Source organism: Streptomyces melanogenes (assembly GCF_014649795.1).
Lineage (GTDB): Bacteria > Actinomycetota > Actinomycetes > Streptomycetales > Streptomycetaceae > Streptomyces > Streptomyces noboritoensis.
This window is the reverse complement of sequence record NZ_BMTS01000015.1, coordinates 71211-83141: the sequence shown is the minus strand read 5'-3', so window position 1 is coordinate 83141 and position 11931 is coordinate 71211. Positions and strand designations below refer to the sequence as shown.

Below are 11931 nucleotides of genomic sequence, written 5' to 3'. Positions count from 1 at the left end.
CTGTCGGCTACGCCGACTTCTCGTGGCGGCCGTCGTTCTTCACGATGCGCGGCTCGCGCGGGACCAGCGTCGGGTTGACGTTGTTGTGGACGACGTCCGAGGTGATGACGACGCGGGCCACGTCCTTGCGGGACGGGACCTCGTACATCACCGACATCAGGACTTCCTCCATGATCGCGCGCAGACCGCGCGCCCCCGTCCCGCGCAGGATCGCCTGGTCGGCGATGGCCTCCAGGGCCGGGCGGTCGAAGTCCAGCTCCACGCCGTCGAGTTCGAAGAGGCGCTGGTACTGCTTGACCAGCGCGTTGCGCGGCTCGACCAGGATCTGGAGGAGCGCCTCGCGGTCGAGGTTGTGGACCGAGGTCAGCACGGGGAGGCGGCCGATGAACTCGGGGATCATCCCGAACTTCACCAGGTCCTCCGGCATGACCTCCTGGAACTGGTCGCTCGCCTCGATCTCCCGCTTGGAGCGGATCGTCGCGCCGAAGCCGATGCCCTTGGCACCCGCCCGGGACTCGATGATCTTCTCCAGGCCCGCGAAGGCACCGCCCACGATGAACAGGACGTTCGTCGTGTCGATCTGGATGAACTCCTGGTGCGGGTGCTTGCGGCCGCCCTGGGGCGGGACCGAGGCCGTCGTGCCCTCCAGGATCTTCAGCAGGGCCTGCTGGACGCCCTCGCCGGAGACGTCACGCGTGATCGACGGGTTTTCGCTCTTACGGGCCACCTTGTCGATCTCGTCGATGTAGATGATTCCCGTTTCGGCCTTCTTGACGTCGTAGTCGGCGGCCTGGATGAGCTTGAGAAGGATGTTCTCTACGTCCTCGCCGACATAGCCCGCCTCCGTCAGCGCCGTCGCGTCCGCGATGGCGAACGGGACGTTGAGCATCCGGGCGAGGGTCTGGGCGAGCAGCGTCTTGCCGGAGCCCGTGGGGCCGAGCAGCAGGATGTTGGACTTGGCGAGCTCGATCGCGTCGTCCCGGCCCTGCGCGCCGCCGTTCTCACCGGCCTGGACGCGCTTGTAGTGGTTGTAGACCGCCACGGAGAGCGCCTTCTTGGCGGGCTCCTGGCCCACCACGTAGCTCTCCAGGAACTCGTAGATCTCGCGCGGCTTGGGCAGTTCCTCCCACCGCACCTCGGAGGACTCGGCGAGCTCCTCCTCGATGATCTCGTTGCAGAGATCGATGCACTCGTCGCAGATGTACACACCGGGGCCTGCGATGAGCTTCTTCACCTGCTTCTGGCTCTTCCCGCAGAACGAGCACTTGAGCAGGTCGCCGCCATCACCGATGCGTGCCACGAGGTGCTTCCCCTTCGCCTGGGAGACGCCACGTTCAGCGGCTCCTGGTGCCTCATATCCGACGGTACCTTGCCTGGCCCCCCGTTCGGGCCCCCCTTGGCGCGGTTCACTTCGACGTGGAACGTCGGGTGCGCCGCGCCAGGGGCTCCGGCTGCGTCAGGCGGCCGCGGCCGACGTCGTCTTGCGGGTCGACACGATCTGGTCGACCAGGCCGTACGCCAGGGCGTCCTCGGCGGTGAGGATCTTGTCCCGCTCGATGTCGTCCCGGATCTTCTCGATCGGCGTGGTGGAGTGCTTGGCCAGCATCTCCTCCAGCTGGCTGCGCATGCGCAGGATCTCGTTGGCCGCGATCTCCAGGTCGGAGAGCTGCTCGCGGCCGGTCTGCGAGGACGGCTGGTGGATCAGCACGCGCGCGTTGGGCAGCGCCATGCGCTTGCCGGGGGTGCCCGCGGCGAGCAGCACGGCCGCGGCGGAGGCCGCCTGACCCATGCAGACCGTCTGGATGTCGGGCTTCACGAACTGCATCGTGTCGTAGATCGCCGTCAGCGCAGTGAACGAGCCGCCGGGGCTGTTGATGTAGATCGAGATGTCGCGGTCCGGGTCCATCGACTCCAGGCACAGCAGCTGCGCCATGACGTCGTTGGCGGAGGCGTCGTCGATCTGCACGCCGAGGAAGATCACGCGCTCCTCGAACAGCTTCGCGTACGGGTCGTACTCGCGCACGCCCTGGGAGGTGCGCTCGACGAAGCGCGGCACGATGTAGCGGTTGTCCACCTGCGGGCCGGTGTAGAGGCCGCTTGCGGAGAGGTTGTTCTGCATGTCGGGGTTCACCATCCTGGTGGCGTTCGGTGGGCTCGGGGGCTTCGGGGGCCGGGGCTGGGGTTCCCCGGCTCGGGGAGGTCCCGCGGGCCCGTGGGGGCCGGGGAGTCTCGTCCGGAGCCGGGGAGAGGGGCTCAGGCCCCGGTGCCGCCGCCGCCCGGAACACCGGCCGCGTGGGCCATGATGTCGTCGATGAGGCCGTACTCCTTGGCCTCCTCCGCCGTGTACCAGCGGTCGCGGTCGCCGTCGCGGATGATCGTCTCGACCGTCTGGCCCGAGTGGTGGGCGGTGATCTCCGCCATGCGCGTCTTCGTACGCAGCAGGTACTCGGCCTGGATCTTGATGTCCGAGGCGGTGCCGCCGATGCCGGCGGAGCCCTGGTGCATCAGGATGTCGGTGTTCGGCAGGGCGAAGCGCTTGCCGGCGGTGCCGCCGGTGAGCAGGAACTGGCCCATCGAGGCCGCCATGCCCATACCGATCGTGACCACGTCGTTCGGGATGTACTGCATGGTGTCGTAGATCGCCATGCCGGCCGTCACCGAGCCGCCGGGGCTGTTGATGTAGAGGTAGATGTCCTTCTCCGGCTCGGCGGCCAGGAGGAGGAGCTGTGCGGTGATCTTGTTGGCGATGTCGTCGTCGACCTGCTGGCCGAGGAAGATGATGCGCTCGTTGAGCAGCCGGTTGTAGACATGGTCGCCGAGGCCACCACCGAGGGACGGCTCGCCGGCGGCGTAAGGCATCAGATTCGTCACGTATCCACCTGCTCGTCTCTGACGGCTTCGGCCGTCTCAGCGTCTTCGTTCAGAGGGCGGGGCTTGCGGCCGACTCACACCGGCTGACTCCACGCCCCCGTATTCATGGACCCTAACGCGCAGGTAGGACAACGCCATCCCGGTTCCCGAACTGTTCGCTCGGAGCGCAAGGTGGTTGAAGCGCGGGCCCGTACGGAACCGGCCATGGGGCGCCTGGGCGCGGGCCGGGTGGGGGTACGCGGAAGGGCCCGGACGCGGCTGCGTCGCGGGCCCCTCCGTACGTACTTCGTACGTGGTCAGACAGTGCCTGCCGTACGAGGTCGGGCCGAGGCTCAGGCCTCGGTCTTCTCCTCGGCACCGCCGTCGACGACGGCCTCGACGGTCTCGGCGGCGGCCTCGACCTCGTCCTCGTCGTCCTCGAGGTCCACGGCCTCGCCGTTGGTGTCGACGACCTTGGCGGCCTCGACGACCACGGCCAGCGCCTTGCCGCGGGCGACCTCGCCGACGAGCATCGGGACCTGGCCGCCCTCGACGACGGCCTGGGCGAACTGGTCGGGGGACATGCCGGAGGAGGCGGCACGGCGCACCAGGTGCTCGGTGAGCTCCTCCTGGTTGACGTTCAGCTTCTCCTTGTTGACGAGCTCGTCGAGGATGAACTGCGTCTTGATGCCCTTGACGGCCGCTTCCTCGGTCTCGGCGTCGAACTCTTCCTGCGTCTTGCCCTGGATCTCCAGGTACTTGGCGAGGTCGAGGCCCATCTGGCCGAGCTGGTGGTGCTCGAGGTTGTGCTTGCGGGTCTGGATCTCGTCCGCGAGGAGCTTCTCGGGGATCGGGACCTCGGTGATCTTCAGCAGCTCGTCGAGCACGCGCTCCTGGGCCTGGGTGGCCTGGTCGAACTGCTTCATGTTCTCGAGGCGCTTGCGGCTGTCGGCCTTGAGCTCGTCGAGGGTGTCGAACTCGGAGGCGAGCTGCGCGAAGTCGTCGTCCAGCTCCGGCAGTTCGCGCGCGGCGACCTGGGTGACCTTGACGGTGACCTCGGAGTCCTTGCCCTCGGCCGAGCCGCCCTTGAGCTGCGAGGTGAAGGTGGCCTCGCCACCGGCCTCCAGGCCCTTGACGGCCTCGTCGATGCCGTCGAGGAGCTCGCCGGAGCCGATGGTGTACGAGACACCCTCGGCGACGCCGTCCTCCAGGACCTCGCCGTCGACCTTGGCCTCCAGGTCGATCGTGACGACGTCGCCGTCCTGGGCGGCGCGCTCGACCGGGGAGGTCGAGGCGAAGCGCTCGCGCAGGTCCGAGACGGCCTTCTCGACGTCCTCGTCGGAGACCTCGACGGCGTCCACGGTGACCTCGATGCCGGAGTAGTCCGGGATCTCGATGGTCGGGCGGATGTCGACCTCGGCGGTGAAGTTCAGCGTCTCGCCGTCCTTCAGCTCCGTGATGTCGACCTCGGGCTGACCCAGCGGGTTCAGCTCGGCCTCGTTGACCGCCTCGGTGTAGAACTTGGGGAGCGCGTCGTTGACGGCCTCCTCCAGCACAGCACCACGGCCGAACCGCTGGTCGATGACTCGGGCCGGGATCTTGCCCTTGCGGAAGCCCTTCACCGTGACCTGCTGGTTGATCTTCTTGTACGCCGCGTCGAGGCTGTCCTTGAGCTCCTCGAAGGGCACCTCGACAGTGAGCCGAACCCGGGTCGGGTTCAGGGTCTCCACGGCGCTCTTCACGGTTCGGTCTCCTTGTGGCTGACTTCTGGGGGTTCTACCCGGTGGCCGACGGCCGCGGGCGGATCGGGCCCGGTTCATCGGATTCATCAGACACACGGGCACGCAGCTTGCATAGTAACCGCAAGCGGGATGCCACCCACAATGTGATCTTGTGCGCGGAAGATCGTGCGAGGCGCGCTGGGGACCTCGGGACCGGCGCGAAGGGCCGCCGGTCGGGGTCGCGAAGGGCTGCTGGTCGGGGTGGCGGGATTTGAACCCACGGCCTTCCGCTCCCAAAGCGGACGCGCTACCAAGCTGCGCCACACCCCGTCGGTGCGACACGTAGGGTACATGCCCGCGGGGAATACGTCGGCCGCTTTGCGACCGGTGCCGCGCGGCCGGATGCGGTGTGCACGCGCGGGGTGTGACCCGCTACGATGCTCTTCGTGCCGCGGTCATTCCTGACCTGCGACGCGACGCACGCGGGCGTAGCTCAATGGTAGAGCCCTAGTCTTCCAAACTAGCTACGCGGGTTCGATTCCCGTCGCCCGCTCCACGGCCTCGGGCCCGGTGACCAGCTCACCGGGCCCGAGGTGTTTTCCGGGGACCCGGCGGACGCGCTCAGAACTTGATCTGGTCGATCGTTTCCGCGAGCGAGTTCAGGAAGCGGTTTATGGACGGTGCCATCCCCGTCGACGCCATGAAGAAACCGAAGAGCGCGGCGACTATGGCCGGGCCGGTCTTGATGGAGCCGCCGCGGATCATCACCACGAGGACGATCGCCAACAGCAGCACCACAGACAGTGAAATGGCCACACTGATCACACCCTTGGTCGGTCCGCCTTGCCGGCCCGGAGTGTGCCGCCGAGCACACCCCGCAGGGTCCATCGTGCCACCAACACCCCTCCAGGTGCTGCCGCCTGACGCATAGCCAATGTATGGATCACGCCAAGCCGAGGAGAGCGCGGACGGTCGCGTATTTCCGGGTGAGGCGGGTCCTGGTGGGCTCGTCGAGGACGGCGAGGCGGGCCGGGTCCGCGTTGTGGGCCAGGTCCGCCTCTTTGACCAGCAGCGCACCCGGGGTGGCGAGGATCCGGGCGGTGTAGGAGGGGAGGTCCTCGCCCTGCTTTTTGGTCACCGCCAGGACCATCTCCCGCACCCCGGGGCCCAGTTCCGCCCCCTCCAGCCACTCCCGCGACACCGCCCCGTCCTCCACCGCGTCGTGCAGCCACGCCGCCGCGATCTGCTCCTGGGTGCCGCCACGCGCGCGCACGCCTTCGGCCACGGCCGCCAGGTGTTCGGTGTACGGGCGGCCCGCCTTGTCCGTCTGGGTGGCGTGGGCCGCCCTCGCGAGCGCTTCGATCTCGGGAAGTGTGAGCATGCCGGTCAGCGTAGGGCCGCGCGGGCCGGGAGGGTCGTGGAGGCGAAGCCCAGGCCCAGGATGCCCGCCGCGAACGAGGCGTAGAGGTAGGGCGGGATGTACGGGTTCTCGCCGGTCAGGCCGTTCGTCATCGGGATCAGCGTCGCCAGGGCTATCGCCGTGCCCAGGATCAGGCCCGCCGACGTGACCAGGAGCGCCTCCCAGCGCACCATGCCCATCACCTGGCGGCGGGTCGTGCCGATCAGGCGCAGGGTGCCGAGCTCGCGGCGGCGGTCCAGGACCGTCATGACCAGCGTGTTCGCCGCCGCGACCGCCGCGAAGCCGCCGAGGACGGCCGCCATGGTCGTGTTGGCCCAGGCGTTCAGGTCACGGTCGACGCTCTTGGCCGTGGCGTAGCCCGCCGCGTCCGTGACCGTCTCGCCGAGCGGTGCCAGGGCAGTGGGCGAAGCCTTGCCCTTCAGTAGGAGTTCCGTCGGCTGGTCCACCGCCGTCGTGTGCGGCGCCAAGTCGGCCTGCGGAAGGGTCACTTGGGACAGGCCCAGGCCCCTGTCGTACGTGGCCACCACCCTCGGGGACGCCTTCGTGCCGTCGGGGAGCAGGATCGGGAAGCGGTCGCCCACGTGCTTGTTCGTGTCGTTCGCCAGGGTCTTGTCCAGGGCGACCGTGCCGGGCTTCAGGGCGTCCAGGGAGCCCTTGCGTACGCCCAGGTCCATGACGCGGGCCAGGTCCGCGCCCGTGCCCGTGAAGCCCTGGGTGGAGAAGGACTGGAGGCTCCCGCCGGCGTGGGCCAGGACGGACGTACGGGTCAGGGCCACCGCCACCTCGACGCCCGGGGTCGCCTTCGCCCGGGTCAGCGCGTCCGAGGTCAGGCCCGAGGGCCCGGTGACCACCCGGTCGGCGACCAGGCCCGCCCGCTGCTGCTTCTCCATGACGCGGTCCTCGCTGGTGTGCAGGAAGACGAGGACGGACGAGAACGCCATGGCCAGGACGATCGGGGTGATCGCGGAGGCCAGTCGGCGGGCGTTCGTGCGGGAGTTGGCGGCCGCCAGCGACGCCGGGGCGCCCGCCGCGCGCAGCGGCAGGCCGAACAGACCGGCGCAGGCGCGCGCGATCAGCGGGCCGAGCAGGGCCACCGCCAGCATGAAGAGCATGACGACGCCGAGGGCCGCGTTCGCCGCGTCCTCGCCCTTCTCGGACGCGGCCACGCCCGAGAGGGCGATGCCGCCGCCGAGGGCCGCCAGGCCCAGGGGCGTACGGATCCAGCCGACCCGCAGCCGCTCCACCGACGCGTCCCGCAGCGCCTCGCCCGGCTTGGTGCGGGACGGGCGGCGGGCCGCCATGTACCCGGCGAACAGCGAGGTCAGTACGGCCGCGCCGACCGCCGCGACCAGCGGGATCCACGACACCGACAGGTCCACGGCCTCCGGGATCGCGCCCTTGTCGCGGAGCTGGCCGAACCACCAGTTCGCGAGCGCGATCCCCGGCAGGCAGCCCAGCGCGCCCGCGAGCGGGGCGACCAGCAGGGTCTCGGTGGCGATGGTGCGCCGGATCTGGCGCGGGGTCGCGCCTATCGCGCGCAGCAGGGCGTACTCGCGGCGGCGCTGGCCGACGGAGAGCGTGACGGTCCCGGCGGCGGTGAAGACGGCGACCATGGTCGCCACGCCGCCGAAGGAGCCGCCGAGCCCGGTCAGCATCTCCTTGGCGAAGGCGAGGCCGGGGGTCTCGACGGCGCCGCGCCCGTCACCGGTGTGCACCTCGGCCGCGTCCCCGAGCCGCTCTTCGACCTGGTCGGCGAGGGTGGCGGCGCTGACGCCGGGCTTGGCGAGCACGGCGATGGCGTCGGCCTTGCCGGGGTGCCCGGACAGAGCCAGGGCCTGGGTGTCGGCGAACCACATGATGCCGGGGGCGTGGGTGGTGCCGGACACCGTGAACTGCCGCTTGCCGGAGGGGGTGTCGACGGTGACCCGGTCGCCGACGGCGGCGCGGTCGCCGGTCACCACTTCGCCGGTACGGGGCGGGGTTCCGGCGGTGAGCTTGGTGCCGGTGAAGGCGGTCGAGCCCCAGCCGTGGGCGGTCGCGGGCGTATTTCCTGTACGTCCGTCGCGTACGGGGAAGGAGACGTCCGCGATCGCGGCGGCCGCGCCGGGGGCCGTCGCGGCGCGGGCCGCCAGGGCCGCGTCGAGCCGCGCCTTGTCCGGCAGGGCGACGGACTCGGTTTCGCGGTCCTCGCCGCTGCCGGTCGTGTAGTGCACCTGCTGGTCGGCGGCGGCGATCACGGGGGCGCCGGCGTAGCGCTCTGCCGGGACGGAGGCGCGTACGCCGGTCTCCAGGAGGATGCCGCAGGCCGAGACGATCATCGCGGCCATGAAGAGGGCGATGAAGGTGCCGGTGAAGGCGGAGGGTTTGAAACGGAGCGCTGCGCGGGCGAGGCCGTTGGGGCGGGTCATGGTGGGTCACTCCTGCGTGTTGCGTGTTGCGTGCTGTGTGTGCGCCTGCGGCGGGCGGATTCCCCACCCCGCCCCTTCCCGAAAGCCCTGGCCGGGCGGCTGTCGTTCGTCTGCGGACCGTGGGTGGCTGGTCGCGCAGTTCCCCGCGCCCCTACAGGGGCGCCCCGCAGGGGCGCATTTAGGGGCGCGGGGAACTGCGCGACCAGTTGGGGACGGTCCGCAGCCGACGAGCCCGGCCGTCCGCCAGAGGACTTTCGGGAAGGGGTGGGGTGGGGGACTTCACGCCGCCACCCCGACGTACGCCGGCGCCGTCAGCGACGTCATCCGGGCCCCGATCTGCGCCGCCGACGCCCCCCGCAGCGCGTCCGCCAGCGCCCCGTCCGCCAGGAACAGCACCTGATCCGCATAGGCCGCCGCAGCGGGATCATGCGTAACCATCACCACCGTCGCCCCCAGACCGTCCACCGCCGACCGCAACAACGCCAACACCTCCCCCGCCGTACGCGTATCCAGCGCCCCCGTCGGCTCATCCGCGAACACGACGTCGGGACGGGTGACCAGCGCGCGGGCGATCGCCACACGCTGCTGCTGCCCGCCGGACAGCTCGCCCGGCCGCCGCTTCCCCTTCCCCGCCAGCCCCACCTGCCCCAGGAGCTCCTCCGCCCGGCGCCGGTCCGGCCGCCGCCCCGCCAGCCGCATCGGCAGCAGCACGTTCTGCTCGACCGTGAGCGACGGCAGGAGGTTGAACGCCTGGAACACGAACCCGAGCCGCGCGCGCCGCAGCTCCGTCAGCTTGTTCTCGCTCATGCCCGTGATCTCGGTCCCGCCGAGCCGTACCGACCCGTCCGTCGGCCGGTCGAGCCCCGCCGCGCACTGCAAGAACGTCGACTTGCCCGACCCCGACGGCCCCATCACCGCCGTGAAGCTCCCGCGCGGCAGCTTGAGGTCGATCCCGCGCAGGGCGTGCACGGCCGAGCCGCCCCGCCCGTACTGGCGCCGCACCCCGCGCAGCTCGACGGCCCAGCCGGGGTCGCCCTCGACGGCCTCGACCCTTGCCGCCCGCCGCTTGCCGCGTCCCAGTGCCATCGTTTTCGACCTCTCCTCGTACGTCCGTTGACCGATGTCTCGAACGTACGGATTCGGGCAGGTCCCGGACCATGGCGGTTCCCGGCGGATCTGGGGTGGGGACACCCCTACCCCCGTACGGGAGTTGTCCCGTTTCCCCTCGCTGGGCGCGGTTGCTTGGTTACGCTCCGCTATGTGACCTGAGAAACTCCGCGAGCCGCTGGAGGCCGCCGTGGTGAACATCCGCACACTGGACCCGAGCGCGTCACCGCTCGACTATTACGGTTCCGAGCTGCGTCGAGAACGCGAACGCGCCGGAATGACGCAGGGGCAGCTAGGGGGCTGCCTGTTCTGCGCCGCGTCCCTGATCGGCCAGATCGAGACCGCGATGAAGGTGCCTACGAGGGACTTCTCCGAGCGGCTGGACGCGGCGCTGGGGACGGAGGGGCGTTTCTCGCGGCTGGTGGGGTTGGTGTTGCGCAGCCAACTGCCGTGTTGGTTCCAGCAGTACGCCGAGATGGAAGCGCGGGCTGCGTACATCAGCACCTACCAGGCTCAGGTGGTGTACGGCCTTCTCCAGACGGAGGATTATGCGAAGGCCATCCTGAACATCGAACAGCCCGACAACCTCGACGCGCTGGTAGCCGCCCGGATGGAGCGGCAACGAATCCTGGCGAAGGACAACCCGCCGGTGCTGTGGGCGGTACTGGACGAGGCGGTGCTGTACCGACCGATCGGCGGCCGCGAGATCATGCGGGATCAACTGGACCACCTGCTGAGCTTCTGCAACCGCCCGTGGGTCCACATCCAGGTGCTCCCCTTCTCGGTCGGTGAACACGCCGCCACCCGTGGATCGTTCACCCTCCTCCGGCTCGACGACGAGCCTGACCTGTTCTATACGGAGAGCTACGACATCGGGCACATGTCCGCCAACGCCCCACTGATCAGGGAGCGTTCAGTCGGTTACGCTCGCTTGCAGGCCACGGCCCTCTCGCCCGAGGACTCGGCCGCATTGATCGCTCGCGTAATGGAGGAACGTTATGGACCTGACGAACGCGCAGTGGCGTAAGTCGAGCTACAGCGGTTCTGGCGGCGGCGAATGTGTGGAATGCGCAACACTCGGCGGCGCGGCCTGGCGTAAGTCGAGCTACAGCGGCGGCGGCGGGGGCGAATGCGTCGAGGTTGCGGATCTCGCCCACACCGTCGCCATCCGCGACTCCAAGCGGCCCGAGGGCGCAGCCCTCACCGTCAGCCCGGCCGCTTTCACCGCCTTCGTACAGAACGTCACGCGTCGCGCCTGATCAGCAGCAGCGCACGGTCGTCGTTGACGTCCTTCGCCACCGCCTCGATCAGGTGCCAGGCCGCGCCCTCGAAGCCCGTCGTGACGTAACGGTCGGCCTCGCCCGTGAGGCGGTCGATGCCTTCCGCGATGTCGCGTTCGGCCGTCTCGACGAGGCCGTCCGTGAAGAGCATCAGTACGTCGCCGGGGCCGAGTGAGCCCTTGACCGGGTGGAACTCGGCCCCGTCGTACACCCCGAGCAGCGGGCCGTCGCCCGACACCTCCTGCCAGCGGCCGGAGCCCGCTTGCAGGTGCAGCGCGGGGAGGTGTCCGGCGGACAGCAGCTCGTAGTCGCCGGAGTCCAGATCCAGGACCAGGTGGATCGAGGTCGCGAAGCCCTCGTCCCAGTCCTGGCGGAGCAGATAGCCGTTGGCCGCCGGGAGGAAGCCGTGCGGCGGCAGCGAGCCGAGCAGCCCGCCGAACGCCCCCGACAGCAGCAGCGCGCGCGACCCCGCGTCCATGCCCTTGCCGGAGACGTCCGTGAGGACGACTTCCAGCGTGCGGTGCCCGTTCGTACGGGCCGCCACGACGAAGTCGCCGGAGAAGGACTGCCCGCCTGCCGGACGCAGGGCCATCTCGCGGTGCCAGCCGCGCGGCAGGCGCGGCAGGGCGGACTGGACGCGGATGCGTTCGCGCAGGTCGAAGAGCATCGTGCCGCCGCGCCGCCAGGGCACGCCGACGCGGGCGCGGAACTGGGCGATGAGGAGGCCGAAGAGGCCGCAGGCGGCGACCACGAGGACCGTGCCGGGGGTGACCCTGGCAGGGCCCTCCGTGTACGGACCCAGTTGTACGGACTCGACGATCAGGGCGACGGCGGCGGCCGCGTACAGACCGAGCAGGCTCGCGGGGCGGAGCAGGACGCCGCCCGCGACGATCGGCAGGGCGAGCGCGCCGGGCGCGCACCAGACCGGGGAGACGAGGGTCGCGGCGGCGATCGCCGGAACGGTCAGGAGCAGGCCCCCGAGCGCGATCCATTCCGAGCCGTCGCCCCGGAAGTAGTCGACCCCGGACTTGCGCAGCGCGATACGTGCCCGGTGCGCGGACTTGCGCCACCGGGCACTGTACGAATCCGCTCCCACGCGACGTGCCATTGCCGGTGACCCTATCCAGCCGACGCCGCCGTGCGCA

General features: G+C 70.2%; 11 protein-coding genes and 2 tRNA genes. 3 read left to right on the top strand and 10 right to left on the bottom strand.

Annotation, left to right across the window (positions count from 1 at the left end; translation table 11 throughout):
* Positions 1–7: 7 nt before the first annotated feature.
* From clpX to IE252_RS29300, 5 genes are all read right to left on the bottom strand, one after another.
* Positions 8–1300 carry an ATP-dependent Clp protease ATP-binding subunit ClpX gene (gene clpX / locus IE252_RS29320; protein WP_067158960.1) on the bottom strand — a complete coding sequence of 431 codons (1293 nt, stop codon included), beginning with the start codon at positions 1298–1300 and terminating at the stop codon, positions 8–10.
* 156 nt (positions 1301–1456) lie between these two features.
* Complete coding sequence (locus IE252_RS29315; protein WP_306822805.1) at positions 1457–2134, bottom strand: ATP-dependent Clp protease proteolytic subunit; 678 nt, start codon at positions 2132–2134, stop codon at positions 1457–1459.
* Between the two features lie 119 nt (positions 2135–2253).
* Positions 2254–2871, bottom strand: a complete 618-nt coding sequence (locus IE252_RS29310) for an ATP-dependent Clp protease proteolytic subunit (protein ID WP_101388308.1) — start codon at positions 2869–2871, stop codon at positions 2254–2256.
* A 332-nt stretch (positions 2872–3203) separates the two neighbouring features.
* Positions 3204–4592, bottom strand: a complete 1389-nt coding sequence (gene tig, locus IE252_RS29305) for a trigger factor (protein ID WP_190092449.1) — start codon at positions 4590–4592, stop codon at positions 3204–3206.
* 232 nt (positions 4593–4824) lie between these two features.
* Positions 4825–4901 (bottom strand) — tRNA-Pro (locus tag IE252_RS29300).
* 152 nt (positions 4902–5053) lie between these two features.
* Between IE252_RS29300 and IE252_RS29295 the strand changes: the two genes are divergently transcribed.
* Positions 5054–5127: transfer RNA gene (locus tag IE252_RS29295), tRNA-Gly, on the top strand.
* A 65-nt stretch (positions 5128–5192) separates the two neighbouring features.
* Here the strand turns inward: IE252_RS29295 and IE252_RS29290 are convergent.
* From IE252_RS29290 to IE252_RS29275, 4 genes are all read right to left on the bottom strand, one after another.
* On the bottom strand, positions 5193–5387 hold the full coding sequence (locus tag IE252_RS29290) for a hypothetical protein (protein ID WP_101388310.1): 195 nt from the start codon (positions 5385–5387) through the stop codon (positions 5193–5195).
* Positions 5388–5514: 127 nt separating this feature from the next.
* Positions 5515–5952: an HD domain-containing protein gene (locus tag IE252_RS29285; RefSeq protein ID WP_190092448.1), complete on the bottom strand. Its 438-nt coding sequence runs from the start codon at positions 5950–5952 to the stop codon at positions 5515–5517.
* Positions 5953–5957: 5 nt separating this feature from the next.
* Positions 5958–8399, bottom strand: a complete 2442-nt coding sequence (locus IE252_RS29280; RefSeq protein ID WP_190092447.1) for an ABC transporter permease — start codon at positions 8397–8399, stop codon at positions 5958–5960.
* A 279-nt stretch (positions 8400–8678) separates the two neighbouring features.
* Positions 8679–9485, bottom strand: a complete 807-nt coding sequence (locus IE252_RS29275) for an ABC transporter ATP-binding protein (RefSeq protein ID WP_190092446.1) — start codon at positions 9483–9485, stop codon at positions 8679–8681.
* 211 nt (positions 9486–9696) lie between these two features.
* Between IE252_RS29275 and IE252_RS29270 the strand changes: the two genes are divergently transcribed.
* Entirely contained in the window at positions 9697–10533 is an 837-nt protein-coding gene (locus IE252_RS29270; RefSeq protein WP_190092445.1) for a helix-turn-helix domain-containing protein, read from the top strand.
* Positions 10505–10765 (top strand): DUF397 domain-containing protein, encoded by a 261-nt coding sequence (locus IE252_RS29265; protein ID WP_190092444.1) that lies wholly within the window; start codon positions 10505–10507, stop codon positions 10763–10765. The genes IE252_RS29270 and IE252_RS29265 overlap by 29 nt, the downstream gene beginning before the upstream one ends.
* On the opposite strand, the gene IE252_RS29260 is transcribed toward IE252_RS29265, so the two are convergent.
* Positions 10749–11894: a PP2C family protein-serine/threonine phosphatase gene (locus IE252_RS29260; protein ID WP_190092443.1), complete on the bottom strand. Its 1146-nt coding sequence runs from the start codon at positions 11892–11894 to the stop codon at positions 10749–10751. The genes IE252_RS29265 and IE252_RS29260 overlap by 17 nt on opposite strands.
* Positions 11895–11931: the final 37 nt, after the last annotated feature.